We start from the raw sequence: 20271 nt of genomic DNA on the forward strand, positions 1-20271 counted from the left end.
TTGTCCGTAGTATTCACTACGGACTTTTTAATTTGGTAGGCTGTGCCTACCGTGCTGTACCTGCCCCGCATTGCATACGGGGCTATTCAGATTAAGCTTTGGAGGCTTGATTGAAAAAATAGACAGGGTTTTAAGTCAATTAGAAAATTGACTAAAACCCTGTCTATGAATAGCTAAAAAAATCAAAATGCCCTTAAAGAGCCGTTTTGATCTTCAGTTCGTCCAGTTGCTTCTGAGCAATCGTAGAAGGACTATCAATCATGATGTCACGGCCCGCGTTGTTTTTCGGGAACGCGATGAAATCACGAATCGTATCGGCTCCACCGAAGAGCGAACACAAACGGTCGAAACCAAAAGCAATCCCTGCGTGCGGAGGGGCACCAAATTCAAAGGCATTCAGCAGGAAGCCAAACTGATGCTGGGCTTCTTCGGGCGTAAAGCCTAACAGGTCGAACATCCGGGATTGAATATCCTTCTGGAAAATACGAACGGAACCACCGCCCACTTCCACGCCGTTGATGACCATATCGTAGGCATTGGCCCGTACTTTGCCGGGATCCGTGGCGATGAGGTCCATATCTTCGGGTTTCGGACTGGTGAAGGGGTGGTGCATGGCGAAGTAGCGGTTTTCTTCTTCACTCCATTCCAGCAGAGGAAAATCAACCACCCAGTGAACCGAATACACATCGGGGTTACGCAGACCTAGGCGGTTACCCAGTTCCAGACGCAATTCGTTGAGTTGCTTCCGGGTTTTGTCCGCGGCACCCGCCAAAATCAGGATCAGGTCACCGGGTTTGGCACCGAATTTCTCGGCCCAGCCTTTGAGTTCTTCTTCCGTATAAAACTTATCCACTGACGATTTAACCGAACCGTCCGCATTCACGCGGGCGTACACCAGACCATTGGCTCCTACCTGCGGGCGTTTTACCCACTCGGTCAGCTCGTCGATCTGCTTGCGGGTATACTCGGCACAACCCGGAGCGGCGATACCTACCACGAGTTCAGCGGAATCAAAGACCACGAAGTTCTTACCCGAAGTCAGGTCTGCCTCTTCGCCTTTTAGCTCCACGAACTCCATACCGAAACGAATGTCGGGTTTGTCCGAACCAAAGCGACGCATGGCTTCGGAGTACGGCATCCGAACGAGCGTCTCAGGTAATTCAATATTTTTTACGGTACGGAACAGGTGGCGAACGAGTCCTTCAAAGGTGTTCAGGACGTCTTCCTGCGTAACGAACGACATTTCACAGTCGATCTGCGTAAATTCTGGCTGACGGTCCGCCCGCAAATCTTCATCCCGGAAACACTTCACAATCTGGTAATACCGGTCAAAACCCGATACCATCAGCAATTGCTTGAACGTTTGCGGCGATTGGGGGAGGGCGTAAAATTCACCCGGATTCATCCGGCTCGGTACGACGAAATCGCGGGCCCCTTCGGGCGTCGATTTAATCAGAACGGGCGTTTCTACTTCAATGAAATTCAGATCATCCAGGTACTGACGAGCCCGGCGAGCTACCTGATGGCGAAGCTCCAGATTCTTGCGTACGATACCCCGGCGAAGATCCAGGTAGCGGTACTTCATCCGGATGTCGTCGCCACCGTCGGTTTCGTCTTCGATGAGGAAGGGAGGCAACTTGGCCGGATTCAATACTTCCAGCTTCGTAACCTTCACTTCAATATCACCCGTAGGCAAATTTGGATTTTTAGCAACCCGCTCGACGATGGTCCCCGTAGCCGCCACCACGTATTCACGACCCAGGGAACGGGCCGTTTCCGTAACGGAAGCATCGGTAGAACCTTCTTCAAAAATCAACTGAGTAATGCCGTATCGATCCCGCAGGTCGATCCAGATCATTCCTCCTTTATCGCGGATGCGTTGCACCCAGCCGCACAGGGTTACTTCCTGGCCAACCTGGGTAAGGCGGCCTTCGCCGCAAGTATGTGTACGTAGCATAAACAAGTCAGGATCAAAGCAATCCTATTTTGTGCCGCAAAAATAGGGAAATTCGGTCAGGGTTGGAGGTTTGGAGAAAGTTTGAAAGCGTTTGAGGGGATTTAAAGTTTGATAGGGTTTAAAGCGGTTTAACGTTTGATATAGTTTGAGGGGATTTAAAGTTTGAAATAGTTTGAATGTTTAAGGTTTGAATGCACTCACCGTGGCATTAGCCTCAAACCTTAAACCTAGATCAAACCTATCCCAACTGCTTCGGCGAGCGATCGGCCCGTACGAAAATGCGGACGCCATCTACGGTTTCCACGAGTACATACTGACGTTCCAGGTAGGCTTTCAGTTCGGGGAAGCTCTCGTAACTCTGCGTCGCAGGGTCCTGCATCCAGTAGCTGTTTTTACCGACGGCATCGACCACCACCGCCGGACGATTTCGCTGCATATTTTCCATAAACCGTTTCCGGTACGTCTCGCGTAAAGGGTGCTCAAACGAGGAGCGAATGGTATGGTTTTCGGCCACCCCCTGCGGCAATTGCGTTTCGATATAGTACTGACAATTCCAACCCCAGACGACCAGATAATCCCCCGCCTGTTTGTACTGATCAATGGCAGCACCCACGGGTGAGATGGGAAAGGTACGATTGTACGTGGGCGTAGAAACGTAGTAATTTAGGGTATGATCTTTCTTGTAATGCACCAGCATCAGCCCCACCAGACAAGCCAGCGAAGCTCCCGTCAGGGTCAGTGAAGATACCCACGATAAGGAAGAAACGGCTCCCAGCAGGGAGGCACTCAGCAAAGTAAAAGGAATGACCAGAAAGAACAGATAATGCGTGTATCCCGTACCCGTTCTGGACACGGCCAGAATCCCCATGATCAGTAAGGCCAGCGAAAAAAAGAAGACGTCTTTCTTCAAAGTACCCCAGCGGAACGCCGCCAGTACTGCACTGAGAATGAGTGGTAAAAGAACAAGTGAGTAATCCAGAGCAACGCTGAACTGGGCGGGGAGATGCAGTAAATTCTGTGCCCAGCTGCCGCCTTCGCCGTAGTTGAAGTTGGCGTGAATGTAATAGAAAAGAAAATCGTCGAGGACGCCGTTTACCCATAGCACCAAGACGAGCACGAGCAGAGCCGATAAACCCGAAACGACACAGGCCACAAAGGGTCTGAAATCATTTCGGATGTAAACGCTGTAGAGGTAGTAACCCAGACACGCGGCCAGTAGGGGTAGACTCTGGATTTTCCCGAAAGGCATCGCCAGAAACAATATGCCCAACAGGATGGAAGTGCGGTACGTACCCCGGGCTAAAAAGCCGGGCGTTGAGAACAGATAAACAATACTGGAAAGCAGCGTGACGGGTACCAGCTCACTGGAATAGTGCACAAAATCGCCGAGTTGCGTAAAGGCGTAGAAGAGAAGAACCGGGTACGAAATCAATTGCGAAACCCGCGTTCCGAACCAGTTTTTTATAGCCAGCGAAAGAAAAACGAAGGTTATTCCCAGTAACAATACCGCTCCAAGGTGACCCGTCATATAGCTGAAATTACCCGTCAACAGGGCCGGAATCAACAGGAAGTAACTGCCTAATGGCCCACCCGTCGTACCATCCACGGATCGCCAGTAGACCGGATCTTTCAGCAGCGTCATCGCTTGCGTAAGCATCTGGCCTTCATCGACGTTAAGTTCGCGGTTATAGAAAATCACCGGTAACCGCATATACGCCAGCAAAAGCAGGGCCAGACTTAAAAACAGGGCATAGGAAGGCTTGGGCTTGAACGTAACCAGACCTAGTACGGCGGCCAGTCCGTAGCCCAGCAAAAAGAAAAGAAAAGGAAACTGATTAAACGTAAAAAGCGAAGACATGTACGCCAAAAGCTAAATCCTGTGTATCGAAAAGCGTAACCAGGGGATGATGGTATGAACTGGAAACGAAGGTACGCGAGCGTTGCGATAGGAGCGTACAGAAACAGGACTTAATTTTCTCTAAAGTAGCGGAGCTTTATTTTTTTCCCTGGAATACTGACTGGGCAGTTCGCCGAAATGACGCTTGTAGGCGGCCGTAAAATGGGCGTGGTTCTTGTAGCCGACGCTGTGGGCAATTTCACCAATGGTTTTCTCCCGATCCAGTAGCCACTGCCGGGCCTGTTGCATCCGTAATTCACTTACATAGTGATAAATCGTCGTGTCGAAACTGGTTTTGAATCCCTTTTTGAGCTTGAATTCATTCAGCCCCACCAGTCGGGAAAGCTCCTGAATGGTAGGTGGATGCTGGTAACGGGCCTGAAGAATCTCCCGGGCTTCCAGCAGCTTGCGTTCGTCGGCCCGCTGCCAGTCGAGGGGTTGTGTATGCAGTTGCTCGATCTGTAGCATGAGCAAGTCCAGAATGCGGGCTTCCAGAAAGAGCCGTTTCAAGTCGCCTGTCCGCTGACAGCTTTGCATGGAACGGATGATCCGGGCCATCTCCGGGCTAACGGTACCGTTTCGGGGAGCCATGTAGTAATGGGGGCACTGACCAAAAAAATCGGGGTGAAGGGGGCTCTCCGGTGGCAATAACCGGAAATACGTTTCGGTTGGAATGACCACCGTAAAATACTCCAGCGGTACCGCTCCGGGCGTAAGACGATAGAGACTTTCTGATTCGGGCAAATAGCCCAGCGTGTGTTCATAGGCCGAAAATACCCGCGACTCTCCCAGTCCTTTGATGGTAAGGGTACTGTTGGCTTCCAGCAAAAAATGCATCTGCAAAGCCTCGCCGTGTACCTGCTTATCCAGCACCGTCGGCGTAGCAACCTGGAAATCAATATCACAAATGAAATAGCTTCCTGCAAGAGTTTGTTTTTCCTGAATCGTACCCAGGGTAGGCGAATGGACGTTCACGTGCTTTTCGGAAAGCTGACCGGAGTCTGCCGCCGCAAAAGTCTGGTGGCAAAGCCACTGTTCCGTTCCCTGAATGCGTACCTCCACTTCCATATCAAAAAATCCGTTTTGCGATACTTTTTATCCCGTTTGCGATAACTGCCGCCGCGAATCTGCCCACAAATTTGCATTAATTTTTAATTAATCTAAATAATAAGAATACTGACTTTCACAAGTTTTTGATCAGTAGTCTATACGTTGTCAACGTTCCCCTGTCTTTTCATGCATACCTAATCTCCCATGATGAAACGTTTTATTTCGCTTGTCTTTTTCGTGCTGATGGCTCAGCTTGTTTGGGCTCAGGTAGGAAGTCTGGAGGGAAAAGTAACTTCCGAAACCGGTGAACCACTGCCCGCCGCCAACCTCATGCTGGAAGGTACCCGCTACGGGGTGTCCAGCGACGATTCCGGGAATTTCCGAATCCTGCAAATTCCGACGGGTTCCTATCAGTTAAAAGTTTCCAGCATCGGTTACAAGACGGTATACCGAAAAATTACGATCCGCGAAAATCACACCCAGAAACTGAATCTGACCCTGGTATCCACTACGGGCGAGCTGGAAGTAGTGGAAGTATTCGGTGCTCGGGGTAAGCAACCCGAAAAACTCGAAGCCATTACACGTTTACCGCTCAAACCCAGCGATCAGATTCAGAGTATTTCGGTGATTTCCGATAAACTCATTGAACAGCAGGGAGCCTTAACGGTCATCGAAGGCGTCCGCAACGTACCCGGCGTTTATACGTATTCGACCTACGGGGGCGTGAAGGAAAGTATTTCTTCGCGGGGCTTCCGAGGCATTCCTACGCTGAAAAACGGCGTTCGGGTTATGACGGATTTCCGCGGAATGGGCTATCCAACCGATATGCAGGGCGTCGAGAACATTCAGGTGATGAAAGGTTCGGCGGCTCTGACGCAGGGACTGGGTCAGGCCTCTGGCCAGGCTACGGATCTGGGGGCTCCCGGTGGAATCGTAAACGTGGTGACGAAAACGCCGAAGTTCGTCAATGAAGGTTCGGTATCGCTTCGCGGCGGAAGCTGGGGCTTGTTCCGCCCCACGTTCGACGTACAGGGCTTACTGGGTGATTCAAAGAAAGTAGCGTTCCGGATTGATGGGGCCTACCAGACGGGCGGAAAATTCCGCAAGGGCATGGAGTACGAATCCTTCTATATCAATCCCTCGCTGGCGATTCGTCCCGATGATAAAACCCAGATCACGCTGGAAATGGATTTCTACAACGTGAATCAGACCATCGATGCGGGTACGGTGAATCTCTCGGTTGGTAACGTCGCCAATGAAATTTACGACATTCCCAACAACCGGATGCTAGGCTTTAAATCCGACATTTCGACGGTGAAACATAGCACCTACACGGCCAGTTTCAAACGGTATCTGGATACGGACCATAAGTTATACGTTCGCGGAGCCGTGTACCGCTCGGTTTTCGATGCCGACGCCATTCGTACTTCACTGACTGCTCTGGCCAGGAAAAAAGATACAAACGATGTGCAGGTGAACCTGTACCGCCGTTCGATCAGCCACAACCAGCCGCGTCTGGACAAAAACACGGTGATTCAGTTTGATCTGGTGGGGGATCAAATCGAGACGGGAGCGATTCGTCATACCTTCATGATCGGAGCCGATTATAAACTTACCGATCTGACCGAGTCCGCCTATAACACGATCAATATTCCCGGTATCATCAACGTTTTCGACCCCGCAACGATCTCCAATACGCTGCCTTACGGCACGGCTAATTTTACGAAAACGGGTGAAACCCTCAGCAAAACGACCAACATGGGTTTGACGGCTCAGGACGTTATCTCGGTAACCGACTGGCTGAAAGCCTTCGTGGGCATTCGTTATAGTACCAATCAAAGTACCTCTCCGCTGAATTCCGCCTTTACCCGCACGCACTTCTGGAATCCGCTGGGTGGTATTATGGTTACGGTGAAAAAAGGACTGAACCTGTTTGCTTCGTATACTAACAGTACCCGTCCGGAAAACGTAAGCCAGGTCGATGAAAACGGCAATACGTTTGGCAACAGCTTTGTCAACCAGATCGAAGCGGGGATCAAATCCGACTGGCTGAATAACCGCTTACGCTTTAACCTGACGCTGTATCGGATCGAGCAGAAAAACCTGATCGAACAGCTGTACGATGTTAACAATGCACCCATTCAGGTGAATGGCCGGAATGTATACCGGGCCAGTGGTGATGATCGTCGGCAGGGGGTAGAGGTAGAGCTGACGGGCCGTATCCTGGAAAACCTCGAAGCAATTGTCGGGTACTCCATGATCGACGCTCAGTATCGGAACACCGTCGTAAACGTAGAAGGCTCAGCTCCTAATAACACGCCGAGACATACCTTCAACGGTTGGCTGAACTACACCGTCAACCGGGGTTCATTGAAAAACCTGAACGTAGGTCTGGGCGTATACTACCTTGGCGAACGTCCCTACAACGACTGGACGCAAGTGGGCTACCTCACGCACGGACTCGATACGAGCAAGGAACCCTGGTACAACAAAGCGTATACGCTGGTAAACGCTCAGCTGGGCTACCAGATCAGTCAGCAGTGGGGCCTGCGTGTACTGGCGAATAACATTTTCGGAACGGTTGGCTACGATGCGTACCGTACTTCGTTCATCGACCGGATTCAGCCACGTAATTTCTCGGGTGTGCTTACGTATCGCTTTTAGTTATTTTCTTACGAATACTGATCAATAGCAATGCCAGCCCCAAAGGCTGGCATTGCTATTGATCTACACTTTTATACACCGTAAAAACCATACATACACTAAAAAAGGCTCTTGAAAAACCTATAAACTTCGTACAAATTCCTAAATTCCGAATTCTGGATCTGTTTGAACTCCTTGTTAAAGGGCAGGTACTTTCTCTATCTTTACAAATAGTATGCGTATTTTAACCGAATGCTTTGCAAATTTTTAAATAAAAGCAGGGAGTCAATTGGTTTGATAATAATTTTTCGCAGAAATTTACAATACTTTAGTTCTCTAAGCCTGAGTATTTCTTTCGAAAAAGGATTGATTGCCCCGAGGAGTCGCCCGTAGCAACCAAAACATACGTTTCTCTTTTATGAAAAAGTCTTCCGCTATACCACCGGATGAATCTTTACTGGCTCAGCTTTGGGTCCGTTTCAAAGATGGCGAGGGTGAAGCTTTTGATCTGCTGGTTGAGAGACGTTACCGGATTCTTTTCAATTACGCTACCCGGTTTACAAAAGATCGGGAGCTGATTCAGGACTGTATTCAGGATTTATTTCTGGAATTGTGGGATCGGCGGGCGTACCTGGTCGAGACGCCCTGCGTTACAATTTATCTTTTAAAAGCTTTACGCAATAACCTCCTGCGGGATCTACGGAATCGAAACCGACTCGATGATCGCACGGATCTGGCCGACACCGATTTTGAGTATTCGGATGGATTAAACATCGAGCGGGAATGGATCAGTGACGAGATGTCACTGGAAAATGAACGCAACCTGCGACAGGCCATCGAGCAATTACCTAAACGTTTACAGGAAGTCATTTTTCTGAAATTTTACGAAGGCCTCGATAATGAAGAGATCGCTCAGATCATGGGAATCGAGCGGCAATCGGCGGCTAATACCCTGCACCGGGCCTTGTATCAGCTAAAAAATCAGATTCCTATGTTGGTGAGAATCATGCTGTTAGCATTTTTTACTTCTTTCTCTTAAAAAAAGTTAATCCATTTTGAGTAAGGTCGGCTAGTCTTGTACTATTTCCTTATAAAACGGGGTTTTACCTAGCCTGCTGCTCGTTATGGTTGATTATGTACGCTATCAGATTGAAGATTTTATCGGAGATGAGGCCTTTCGTCGATGGGTACTGAAACCGACCGTAGCGGATACGATTTTCTGGGAGAACTGGCTGCAATCGCATCCGCAGCGAGCCGACCGGATCTGGGCGGCCCGGCAATTCGTCGAAGCTCTACAGGAAGCTCAGGAAAACCTCTCCGATAGCGATTTCGAGCAACAGGTAAACCGGATTACCGAAGCTCGTCTATCCCGTAAAGCCGAATCTTTACCCACTCAACCTCAATTTTGGAAGAAAATTCGCGTAGCCGCTGCCGTTGTACTCGTAGCGGGTATGGGAAGCCTGTTTTATTACGTTTACCAACCCTCGTTTAAGACCACCCACGTTGCAGCTACGAAGACGACGGAGTTGCGTACGATTGCCAATCGCACTTCGTCGCCTCAGTTGCTCACGTTGATGGACGGCAGTCGGGTTAAACTCGAACCCGGCAGTCAGGTCAGGTTCCCGAAAACGTTTGATGAAAAACAGCGTAACGTCTATCTGGAAGGAGAGGCCTTCTTTGAAGTGACCCGCAATCCTGAGCAGCCGTTTGTGGTGTATGCTCACCAACTGGTGGCTAAAGTATTGGGTACCAGCTTTACGATCCGTTCGTTTGAAAAAAACGTACAGGTGATGGTACGTACCGGAAAGGTAGCCGTATTCACCCGAACGAGTCAGCAAAAGGCCAAGCCAGTGATTCTGACACCCAACCAGCAGGTCGTATTCACGGAAAAGAAACCCGAATTAAAGCGAACCCTGGTGGAGGCTCCGCAACCCATGCCAGAGGCTCTTGGCCAGACGCTTTCATTCGACCGGACCCCCTTGCCTCAAGTTTTCGATCAACTCCAGAAAACCTATCTGATACCTATAACGTATAACCGTACCGTTTTCTCTGATTGCCAGCTGACGGCTGAGTTAGGCCAGGAACCTCTTTTCGAGAAACTGGACATGATCTGCCGAACCGTAAACGCCCATTACACCATACGGGACGGCCAGATTTTTATTCAGGGAAAGAAGTGTCAGTAACCTTTGAATGACCCACCAGAATACAGGCCGCTGCTGCATTGTACCATCCTTTTTCACGCACTTAACCATGACTCTATGCCACTGTAATACATCCACAACACTTACCTTCTAACTACAAAAAAAGGCGAAAGATGTACCACCATCTTCCGCCCGAAAAGTCCCAAATCTTTGCTCAGATCTACTCCGACCTTACCGGCCGGAAACGGGGCTTGCTATACCAATTTTTTTCAAACCAGTACAACCACAAATCTATGAAAAACAATAGGAAACCGAATAAGATTTTACTCAGAATCATGCGTTTATCTATATGTCAGTTTCTATTAGTAATTCTGGGTACGACATTGGCCGCCGCGTTTGATGGCAACGGACAGGAACTACTAAATAAACGAATCACCCTGAACATCAGTAATGAAGAAGTCAGTACGGCCCTGCGACAGATCGGCAGGCAGGCGGCGGTACAATTTATGTACAGTCCGCAGGTTATTCAAGCCACCCGAAAGGTGAGCTTACAGGCTCAGAACGAGCGGCTTTCCCATATTCTGGAAACACTGTTCGGAAATGCCTCGCAGATTCGGTATAAGGTGAAAGGCTCGACGATTATTCTGCACATGGCTCAGGAGGAAGCTCTGGCTGCGGAAGGAAACAGTGTACTACTGGCAGCGAATAGCGTACAGGACCTGACCATCACCGGAACCGTAACTGACGAAACCAACACCGGCATGCCCGGCGTGAACGTTGCCATCAAGAATACGAACCGGGGGATCACGACCGATGCCAGCGGTAATTACGCCATCAACGTACCCGACCGCGAGGCAGTACTCGTCTTCAGTTACATCGGCTACGAAAAGCAGGAATGGCCCATCGTCGGTCGGACGAAACTCAACGTACAGCTCAAGCCCAATACCAGCGATCTGAACGAAGTCGTCGTGGTGGCGTACGGTCAGCAGAAAAAAGCGACCGTTACGGGTGCCGTGGCTTCGATCGGTACGAAAGAACTGGTACAGAGCCCCGTATCCAACCTGACCAACGCTTTGGCGGGTCGCTTACCGGGTTTGATTACGACCCAGCGTAGCGGCGAGCCCGGCGTGGATGGCAGTACGCTGTACATCCGGGGCGTGAATACCCTCAACAACGCCACGCCGATTGTGATGGTGGATGGGGTAGAACGGAGCATGGATTATCTCGATCCGAACGACATTGAAAGCTTAACTATTTTGAAGGATGCCGCAGCTACCGCCGTGCTCGGGATGCGGGGTGCTAACGGAGCGGTTCTCGTGACTACGAAACGAGGAAGCTCCGGAGCCCCGCAGGTAAGTTTCCGCTCGTCGATTGGGGTACAGGAGGCGACGCGTTTGCCCAAGTATCTCGGCTCGTACGATTACGCGACTTTGTATAACGAAGCTCTGCGAAACGACGGTCAACAACCGGCTTTTACGAATCAGCAGCTGGAAGGGTACCGTGACGGGTCGTTGCCCAATACGGATTTCTACAAGTTTCTGATGCAACCTTCCCGCGTGGCTCAGGCCAACCTGAACGTGAGCGGAGGGGGCAGTACGGCCCGGTATTTCATCTCGGCAGGGTACAACCTTCAGGAGGGAAATTACCGGCATACCAAGGAAAACAAGGATGGCTACAACGGCAATAACGTCATGAAACGCTACAACCTGCGGGCCAACGTCGATGTGGATATTACGTCCACGCTGTCGGCCCGGCTGGATCTGGCGGGAATCCTTACCGACCGTACTGACGGAAACAACTCGGCCGGAGACATCATGAACCTGGCCAACCGGATGCCACCCATTTACCCGATCTTCAACCCCGACGGATCGATGTTTGGCAATGGTACGTTTACCCAGAACATCTACGGGGAACTGTCGCAAAAAGGTTACCGTCACTGGTATAACAACACGGTGCAGGGAACTTTTGCGTTAACCCGTAAGCTCGATTTTATCACGAAAAACCTCAGTGCCAAGGCTTCTTTCTCGTATGACAATACCAATACGCCCAACTCTTCCTTCACGCGTAGTTATGCCCTGTTCGAACCCCTTCGCAACGCTCAGGGGCAGATAACCAGCTACAAACAGTTTGGACAGAACAGCAGTATTGATCCCAACGGGAGTTTTGGCGGTGGGGATGCCATTCGGAATACGTACTTCGAGGCGACGCTGAACTGGAATCGTCAGTTTACAGACCATGATCTGACGGGCATGTTACTCTGGAATCGCCGTTTGCAGGAATATCGTTCACAGATTCCGTATGCCTATCAGTCGCTACTCTTCCGGGGAACGTATAATTACAAGCAGAAGTACCTGCTCGAAGTGAGTGCGTCGTATCAGGGTTCGGAAAATTTCCCCCGCGAAAGCCGCTACGGTTTGTTCCCGTCTATTTCGGGAGGCTGGGTGATTTCCGAGGAAGGGTTCCTCAAAGAACACCTGCGGGCGGATGACTTCTTTAAAATCCGGGCTTCGTACGGGGAGGTGGGCAATGACCGTTCCAGTGGAGACCGGTACCCATCGGCGGCTCAACGCTTCTTGTGGTTTACTTCCTGGGGCGGTGGCGATCCGTATTACTTTGGTACGAACGCAGCTCAGGCCAATGGCTGGTTCCAGCAAGCCATCGGTAACCCTGGCGTAACCTGGGAACGCGGTCGGCAACTGAACGTAGGGCTTGAAAGCCGCTTCTGGGGCGGTCGTCTGGGCTTTACGCTGGATTTGTTCCGCCAGCGGCGTAGCAATATCCTCATCAGCCGCAGTACACTCTCCGACGTGTTTGGTCAGGACATCAAGGCTCAGAACATTGGTATCGTTGATAACAAAGGCTTCGAGTTTGAGCTGACCCATGATAACAAAATTGGTCGGGTCCATTACTTCATCAAGCCGAACGTCACGTTCGCCCGCAACAAAATTGTGTATCAGGATGAAGTGGCCCGCCCGTATCCCTGGATGCGACGTACGGGACGCCCCGTGGGTACAAAGTTCGGTCTGATTGCTGAGGGCTTTTTCCGGGATGAAGAAGACGTCAAGAGCAGTCCGTTCCAGAACTTTTCGGCCTATGGTCCCGGTGATCTGAAGTACCGCAAACTGACGGGCGACGAGTATGACCGCGTTCAGACCAGCTTCGATGAAACGGCCATTGGTTACGCCCGTACGCCCGAAATTATCTTCGGTAGTTCCATCGGTGTAGATTTCGAGGGTTTTGATGTGTCGGTACTGTTGCAGGGAGCTGCTCACACCGACGTCATGCTCAACAACGAAGCCGTGTATGAATTCTTCCAGAGTGGAAAAGTAAAACCCTTCCACCTGGGTCGCTGGACGCCCGAAACGGCTGAAACGGCTACGTATCCACGTCTGCACGCTTCCACCAACGGAAACAACCACCGGGCTTCGACGTTCTGGATCAGAAGTGCGGATTACCTCCGGATCAAAAACCTGGAACTGGGGTATCGTCTGCCTAAAAAATGGCTGTCACCCATTGGCCTTTCGTACTTCCGCGTATACATCAATGGGATGAACCTCTATACCTGGGATAAACTCAAGGATTACCAGGTGGACCCTGAAATCGGTGATGGCAACGGAGCCATGTACCCCATTCAAAAAATCTGGAACCTCGGTATCGATCTAAGATTCTAAGCCTACCGCTATGAAACATACTCGTATTCTCGCTTTATTTCTGGCTTTGCAACTGGCCACGGGTTGCAAGAGCGACTTTCTGGACCGGGCCGCCGTAACCCAGCAGCAGGACGAAGACATTTTCACCAGCTTCGTCATGACCGATCAGGTTGTCAATAACCTCTACCGTCGCATTCGCGGACCGTACACGTACCTGGGTGGGTACTCGATGTCTTCGGGTACGGACGAATCCAAGGACGCTTCGACCTGGATGGGCTCCATGAGTTTTAACAACGGCTCCTGGTCGGGTAACAATAATCCGATTGGCAATACCTGGCGGGAAGGCTATGTCGCTATTCGGCAGGCCAATACCCTGCTGGCAGGCATTGAAAAATACAAAACGCCGGATGATGCCAACAACCCCGGCTTTTTGCAAAACCGGATCGGTGAAGTCTACTTCCTGCGGGCCTATTACCTGGCCGATCTGATGCGGCAATTTGGGGGCGTACTGATTGTCAATCGGGTACTGGAACAGACGGATATGGAAGGATTGAACCAGCCCCGTAGTTCGTACGATGCCTGTTTACAGCAGGTAATCGCCGATTGCGACGAAGCGTATAAACGCGTGGCGGCTTCGTATCCTTCCAATCAGGTCGGTCGGGTGACGAAAGGAACCTGTCTGGCCCTGAAAGCCCGGATGATGCTGTATTCCGCGAGTCCACTGTGGGCCATTGCCGGGAAAACAGGTTTTCGGCCCGACATCAGCAGCAATGCAACCGCTTCTGATCCCGAAAAATGGAAAAAAGCCGCCGATGCCGCCAAGGCCGTTATCGACCTGAATTACACGCTCGAACCCACGCTGAAGGATCGGCAGGAAATGTACAAAAGCCGTACACTACAGAGTAACGAAGTGATTTGGGTACGGATGCGGGAATCCAATCAGGATTACGACCGCTATCTGTTCCCGTACGGTAGCAACGGCTGGTCGGGGGCATCGCCCACGCAAAACCTGGTGGATGACTACGAAATGGCCAACGGATTACCCATCAGCGATCCGGCTTCTGGCTACGATCCGGCTCGGCCCTACGAAAATCGTGAACCTCGTTTTTATTCCGACATCACCTACAACGGCTCGACCTGGAAAGGCCGCAAAATCGAAACCTACGCGGGTGGAAAAGATGAGCAGAGTACCGCAACCGATCGTACCCGAACGGGGTACAGCAACCGGAAACTGGCCGACGAGAACATTACCATCGGGCAGGGACAGGGCCGGGACATTCACGGGGTCATTTTCCGATTGGGTGAGTTTTATCTGAACTACGCCGAGGCTCTGAACGAGTACGATCCGGGCAACGCCGATATTCTCAAATACGTAAACCTGATTCGGAAGCGGGCAGGAGCGAAGGAATTGCCTGCCGGACTGACGCAGGCCCAGATGCGGCAACGCATCCGGAATGAACGACGGATCGAACTGGCTTTCGAGAATCACCGCTTCTGGGACGTACGCCGCTGGAAGATTGCCGAAAACACCGAAAAAACCATTTACGGCATGAAGCCTGTGGTGGATGCCAACGCTCCCGGTGGGTTCCGGTACGAACGATTCAAGGTAGAAGATCGTCTCTGGCGAAATGCCATGTACGTGCTACCCATTACCACCGACGAAACCCTGCGAAATCCGAATCTGGTGCAGAACGAAGGCTGGTAAGCCAAAGAGTTAACCTTCAATGTATCGAAAGGGCCGGTAGCGTATTGCTATCGGCCCTTGTTTTTTTCCGGAAAAGCGTAGGGTTTTCGTACGGACTTTAATCTGTGACAGGCTTATTCTGAACGGGTTGTATACCTGGGAATCCGTGCGAAATAAGGTCGTGGTGTATCCGGCAGTTTTCTTTTTCCAGGAAAACGAAAAGCTACCTGAGCAGGCGTTTATAAACCCGGACCCCTTCGATGTCCTGAATCAATCGGTAATGCGAAGCAATGTACCGGGCCACTTCGGGGGTAGCTTCGTGGTGTTCGGCAATCGTACCGTAAAAGGTAAGAGCCGTACCGCAAACGTCTACAAATATCGTCGGCTGGTTTTCTTCCAGATCGTGAATGAAATCCCTGACCCGAACGTCGTGCAGTGGACTGGGCCAGAAAATACCAATGGTGTACGGATAGCGATAACCCATGGGCCGTTGGGCGTACACGTACAGGCGATCGAACCAGCCCCAGAGTACCATCCGTTCTTCGGGTTTACTATTGGCCCGAATGACTGAAGCCACGCGTTGCGTAAGGGCTTCATTCGCCGTAGGCAGTACCGGTCCGCGTTGATTGAGGTTATAACCTGCCTGAAATCCAGCGGCGAGTAAGATAATACCCAGCACGGTTTTCTGCGTGCGAACGGATAAATCGCGAGCCCAGATCCCTAACGCAACGGGGACCAGAAAAGGTATATACAGGGCGTAATGGTGAAAATTATTGCCTGACTGCAACATCGCATAGTACGTAGTCAGGAGTAATACCAGAGCCAGCCAGTCGTACGTAGTTTTTGTTTTTCGCAGGAAATGAACGAACAACCCGGCCGTTGCCAGCAGGAGACCGGCCGCGTACCACCGTACATCCGGGCTGGCCAGGGTCAGGTACAGAAAGCGTACAGGGGTAAAGCGTTCCCAGGTGGTCAGTTTCGAAAATTCGTCGGTGTAGCTGTAGTAGAAATAATACAGGAAGTAGTGATTCCAGAACGTTTCCAGCTGACCTAAGCCTGCGTAGTACGCCACGAAGCCCAGCGTGGGCAATAAACCGCCGAGGCCCAATAGAACCACGGCCATCCACTGGCGGGATCGCAGCCAGGTAAAGCCCGCAAAAGCGGCAATGACCAGGCCCATCGGAGCATTCTGGAATTTGGCGTACGGCAGTAATCCCAGCAGTAATCCCACGACCAGAGCACCCCAGGCCACCGGACGTTCAGCCCAGTAAAAAAAGCCCCAGAGAGCCAGGGCCAGCAACCACATGCTGGCCACTTCCGAGTTGTAGGCCACGTGGTCCATGTAGCCCGTCGTACCGACAAAGGCAGCCAGTGCCGCCACGAAAATAAAAGCCCGTCCGGATTTCCAGCCCAGGGCTTTAAGTATCCCCGCCAGAGCCAGCAGGGTAATACACCACAAGAGCACACTGAGCCACTCGGCTCCGCCGTAGGTGAGGGGCAGGCCCAGAAGACTGGCCAGCCAGAGGGGGGCTACCGTAAAGGGACGCCCGTCCGTATAATTCAGCCAGGTCCAGACCGGATCGGCGGCCCGTCGGATGGTGAGTGTACCCGTCAGCCAGGTGCTGGTATCTACGTTAGGTTCGTACTGTACGATGTTTGAACTACGACTGAGCAATACCCAGCCGATGAGTACATAGAAAAGCCAGGGAGCATTTTCCGTTCGCTTCTGATTGCCCCAGACGTACAGCAGAATCAGAAACCAGCCGAGAAGAAGCAGTATTCGAATCCACACGGGTTCAGCCATGGGTCACTTCCATTACAGTAAATACTGAACTGCCCAGCGGAGCCAGCGGTAAGAGCGTTTCCTCCAGTTTCATACAACCGTTCAACAGCTGATTGACGGGAGCGGCGGGCAGGTGTACGTCCGAAGATAGCGTTTCCACATTGATCCAGCCCCGTTTCAGCTGCAGGTTTTGCCAGCTCCGAACGACCGCGATGGGAGGGAATAGCAAAAAACTCCAGTAGCCGCCTTTCCAGACGTGAAAGCCCGTTTGCTGAGCGTATTTTTTTAATTCCGGCAGTACAAATCGTTTAGGAATTTTCAGAGCTACCGCGTGCGTACCACCCAGCCAGGGGAACGCATTATTGTTGGTGACGAATATACCACCGGGCCGGAGTCGCCGCCGAAATTCCTTCAAAATCTGAACAATTTGCGAATCGGTCAGATAACAGAATACATCGTTGCAGATAATGACATCGTACGTTCGGGTCGGGTGATAACTTTCAACCGCCAGCAGGTTATGAAAGGCGACTTCGAAGCCGCGTTCCCGTGAAAAAGCAACGGCATCTTCGGAGGCATCAAAGCCTTCCAGCCGCTGGTAGCCCTGCTGTCGCAGACTTTCGAGGAGCCCTCCCGTACCGCAGCCCGCATCCAGAATAGCCAGCTCTTTCCGCTCACCAAAGCGTTCGGTAAGGGTACGGGCTACCCGCCGGTGTAGACTTCGATACCACCAGAGCGACTGCTCGGTAGCGTGCATCCGTTCGTATTCCTGACGTTTACCAATCATGAAAAAATTTCTTTCGGAAGAATCGTTTTTTTGACGACGAACTGGGGGAGTCCGTTTTGCGTCATGAATATTTTCCCGATGTATTCACCCACTAAACCCAGCCCAACGAGCTGAATGCCTCCCAGAAAAAACACCGTCAGCCAGATCAGATGATCCGTTGCGGGTAGGTGTCTGCTTAAAAGCGAAGTCGCCATTTCGGTGAAACTACCCAGGATACTCAGGAGAATCAGGAGGAAGCCCGTATTGGTGACGAGCCGAATGGGTCGGGGCGAATAGCAGAAGAGAATATTAAGAAACAGGGAAATCAGTTTGCGTAGCGTGTAGCTCGAACCGCCCTCGCGTTTGTGGTGTTCGACGGCTACCTTGCCCACGTTACGGGTCACGCGGAAAATGAGTCCGTCGAGGTACGGATACGGCCCCGTATAGCGAATCATTTCCCGGACTACCTCCTGCCGGATCAGCTTGAAACTCGACAGGTACAGATCGCGGGGTTTGTCGAGTAACCGGGTCGTCATCTGATTGACAACCCAGCTGCCCGTATTGCGAAAAAGCGAATGCTGTTTGGTCTGGTAATAGGAGTACACCACGTCGTACTGGCCGCGTTCGGCTTCGGCAACGAGCTTGAGAATTTCGGAAGGAGGATTCTGGAAATCATCATCGATCATCACGCAGTAGCGCCTCGGCGTAATGCAGGCCGCACATGACGGCGTTGAACTCACCAAAATTGCGGCGAAGTGAAATGAACTTCACTTGTTGAAAGCGTTCAGCCAGTTGCGTACAGATGACTTCTGAACGGTCTGGACTTCCATCGTTCACCAGTACAATTTCCATCCGGTACGTCCGCAGGGTTGACAGAATCCGTTCGACCAGCGGAGCAATCGTGTTTTCACTTTTGTAAACCGGAATGATGACACTGATGTCCATGCGTAGAATGTTCAATTTTGAGTTTTCTTTTTCCAGTTTGGTTTGAGTTTTTCCTAAAGTTACGCTCCATACAAACGCCGGACGCCCCAGTATTTAAATGACCTCTATCGATTGCCGGTACCACTGAAAACAGTAAACTAGAAAATCGAAAACATTATACCTCATTCGCAACGACGAGGCTGTAGGCATTCACCGCCTGAATAATCTGGTCCACTTCCTGATCCGTTAGCGTAGGGTAGAGGGGTAAACTCACCACTTCGCGGTGCAATTGTTCCGTCAGCGGCAGGGAAAGGTGATGATACTCGGCGTAGGCCACCTGCTGGTGCGGGGGTACGGGATAGTGAATGGCCGTTTGAATGCCCTGTTCGGCCAGATACGCCATGAATTCTTCCCGTTGCGGAGCCCGAACTACAAACAAGTGCCAGACGTCCTGATCGTAGGTTTGAGCGGCGGGGAGTTGCAAAAGGGAATTCTGGATTTCCGTTAAAAACCGATGGGCAATGTGCCGTCTCCGCTGGTTGTCGGCCTCCAGGTTCGGTAACTTTACCCGCAGGAGGGCCGCCTGAATTTCATCCAGCCGACTATTGGTTCCCTGCAATTCATTGTAGTATTTTATCTCCGAACCGTAATTGCGGAGCAGCGTGATACGACGGGCCAGTTCAGCGTCATTCGTAGTCACCGCTCCGGCATCGCCCAGGGCTCCCAGGTTTTTGGTCGGATAAAAACTAAAAGCAGCTGCATCACTCAGATTTCCCGCTTTTTGTCCCTGATACAAGGCTCCGTGAGACTGAGCCGCGTCTTCTACAATCTTTAGATTATACCGACGGGCTAATTCCCAGATGGGCTTCATGTCACAGCATTTGCCATAGAGATGTACCACTAAAATAGCCCGGGTCTGGTCCGTAATCTGGGCTTCAATCAACTGAGGATCGATATTGTAGGTGGCCATGTCGGGTTCCACAAAGCGAGGAACGAGCCCGGCATTGGTAATGCTCAGTACGGAGGCCACATAGGTATGAGCCGGTACGATTACTTCACTACCCGCGGGAAGCTCCAGGGCTTTGAAAATCAACGTCAGAGCATCCAGGCCATTGCCTACACCCAGGCAGTGCGAAGTACCACAGTAACGAGCCCACTCCGTTTCAAAGGCCGCCAGTTCTTTTCCCAGAATGTACCATCCGGAAGTGAGCACGCGTTGAGCAGCGGCTAATAGCTCAGTTTCATAAGGTCGGTTTTCCCGACCTAAGTCCAGGTGGGCAATCATGGCTTTTCGTAGAAATAATCGTCTAAATCGTAATAATAATTAGAAAGTACTAGTAAAACCGAACCGGTCGAAAACTGATCCATCATCAGCCAGTCGGCAGGTTCAACGACTAGGCATTTTTGCGGGGAGTTTAAGTTGTACTGTGTGGTTCCTGACTGATTAGTAATTTCAATCCGACAACTGCCGTTTAGACAAACCAACGCCTGATGTGACTGCAAATGACCGTGTTTGGCCCGCTGATGATCCTGAGGAACGCCATACACGAAAAAGGCCCTTTTGATATCTCCTGGCAATATTTTCTCAAATACTCCCAAATAACCGATCTCAGCGGTACCGAATGTATCCAGCTCTACTAGAGTGGCCATGAACGAACTTAAAAGTTATATAGATGTGAATAGAGTGCTTGGGATGTTCTGGGTGGCGGGACCTTAACAATTCTCAAAATTGCCATTTATTCTTTACAATGAAACAGCATTCTTGTTTGTTGGACTATA

At 51.1% G+C, this 20271-nt stretch carries 14 protein-coding genes; 5 read left to right on the top strand and 9 right to left on the bottom strand.

Going from position 1 to position 20271, the window contains the following annotated elements; all coding sequences use genetic code 11:
- Positions 1-193 precede the first annotated feature (193 nt).
- From aspS to BWI93_RS25975, 3 genes are all read right to left on the bottom strand, one after another.
- Positions 194-1957, bottom strand: a complete 1764-nt coding sequence (aspS, locus tag BWI93_RS25965) for an aspartate--tRNA ligase (RefSeq protein ID WP_094816853.1) — start codon at positions 1955-1957, stop codon at positions 194-196.
- Positions 1958-2195: 238 nt separating this feature from the next.
- Positions 2196-3815 (bottom strand): hypothetical protein, encoded by a 1620-nt coding sequence (locus BWI93_RS25970; RefSeq protein WP_094816854.1) that lies wholly within the window; start codon positions 3813-3815, stop codon positions 2196-2198.
- 120 nt (positions 3816-3935) lie between these two features.
- Positions 3936-4922 carry an AraC family transcriptional regulator gene (locus BWI93_RS25975; protein ID WP_094816855.1) on the bottom strand — a complete coding sequence of 329 codons (987 nt, stop codon included), beginning with the start codon at positions 4920-4922 and terminating at the stop codon, positions 3936-3938.
- Between the two features lie 186 nt (positions 4923-5108).
- Here BWI93_RS25975 and BWI93_RS25980 point away from each other — a divergent pair, with 186 nt between their 5' ends.
- From BWI93_RS25980 to BWI93_RS26000, 5 genes are all read left to right on the top strand, one after another.
- Positions 5109-7568, top strand: a complete 2460-nt coding sequence (locus tag BWI93_RS25980; RefSeq protein ID WP_094816856.1) for a TonB-dependent siderophore receptor — start codon at positions 5109-5111, stop codon at positions 7566-7568.
- Positions 7569-7965: 397 nt separating this feature from the next.
- Positions 7966-8586 (top strand): RNA polymerase sigma factor, encoded by a 621-nt coding sequence (locus BWI93_RS25985; RefSeq protein WP_094816857.1) that lies wholly within the window; start codon positions 7966-7968, stop codon positions 8584-8586.
- An 85-nt stretch (positions 8587-8671) separates the two neighbouring features.
- Positions 8672-9730 (top strand): FecR family protein, encoded by a 1059-nt coding sequence (locus BWI93_RS25990; RefSeq protein ID WP_094816858.1) that lies wholly within the window; start codon positions 8672-8674, stop codon positions 9728-9730.
- A 293-nt stretch (positions 9731-10023) separates the two neighbouring features.
- Positions 10024-13359 (top strand): TonB-dependent receptor, encoded by a 3336-nt coding sequence (locus BWI93_RS25995; protein WP_158242674.1) that lies wholly within the window; start codon positions 10024-10026, stop codon positions 13357-13359.
- Positions 13360-13369: 10 nt separating this feature from the next.
- Positions 13370-15043 carry a RagB/SusD family nutrient uptake outer membrane protein gene (locus BWI93_RS26000; RefSeq protein ID WP_094816860.1) on the top strand — a complete coding sequence of 558 codons (1674 nt, stop codon included), beginning with the start codon at positions 13370-13372 and terminating at the stop codon, positions 15041-15043.
- A gap of 202 nt (positions 15044-15245) precedes the next feature.
- Here the strand turns inward: BWI93_RS26000 and BWI93_RS26005 are convergent, their stop codons facing one another.
- From BWI93_RS26005 to BWI93_RS26025, 6 genes are all read right to left on the bottom strand, one after another.
- Complete coding sequence (locus tag BWI93_RS26005; RefSeq protein WP_176454346.1) at positions 15246-16814, bottom strand: hypothetical protein; 1569 nt, start codon at positions 16812-16814, stop codon at positions 15246-15248.
- A gap of 4 nt (positions 16815-16818) precedes the next feature.
- Positions 16819-17589: a class I SAM-dependent methyltransferase gene (locus BWI93_RS26010; RefSeq protein ID WP_094816862.1), complete on the bottom strand. Its 771-nt coding sequence runs from the start codon at positions 17587-17589 to the stop codon at positions 16819-16821.
- The gene (locus tag BWI93_RS26015) at positions 17586-18254 is read right to left on the bottom strand and encodes a glycosyltransferase (RefSeq protein ID WP_369679228.1); all 669 of its coding nucleotides are present in this window, start codon (positions 18252-18254) and stop codon (positions 17586-17588) included. Before BWI93_RS26015 ends, BWI93_RS26010 begins: the two co-directional genes overlap by 4 nt.
- Positions 18244-18528, bottom strand: coding sequence for a glycosyltransferase (locus BWI93_RS29855; protein ID WP_369679229.1), 285 nt, complete (start codon positions 18526-18528; stop codon positions 18244-18246). The genes BWI93_RS26015 and BWI93_RS29855 overlap by 11 nt, the downstream gene beginning before the upstream one ends.
- Before the next feature lie 139 nt (positions 18529-18667).
- Positions 18668-19777: a DegT/DnrJ/EryC1/StrS aminotransferase family protein gene (locus tag BWI93_RS26020; RefSeq protein WP_094816863.1), complete on the bottom strand. Its 1110-nt coding sequence runs from the start codon at positions 19775-19777 to the stop codon at positions 18668-18670.
- Positions 19774-20142, bottom strand: coding sequence for an FdtA/QdtA family cupin domain-containing protein (locus BWI93_RS26025; protein ID WP_094816864.1), 369 nt, complete (start codon positions 20140-20142; stop codon positions 19774-19776). Before BWI93_RS26025 ends, BWI93_RS26020 begins: the two co-directional genes overlap by 4 nt.
- Positions 20143-20271: the final 129 nt, after the last annotated feature.

This window comes from Siphonobacter sp. BAB-5385, from assembly GCF_002261125.1.
In the GTDB taxonomy this organism is placed as follows: Bacteria; Bacteroidota; Bacteroidia; order Cytophagales; family Spirosomataceae; genus Siphonobacter.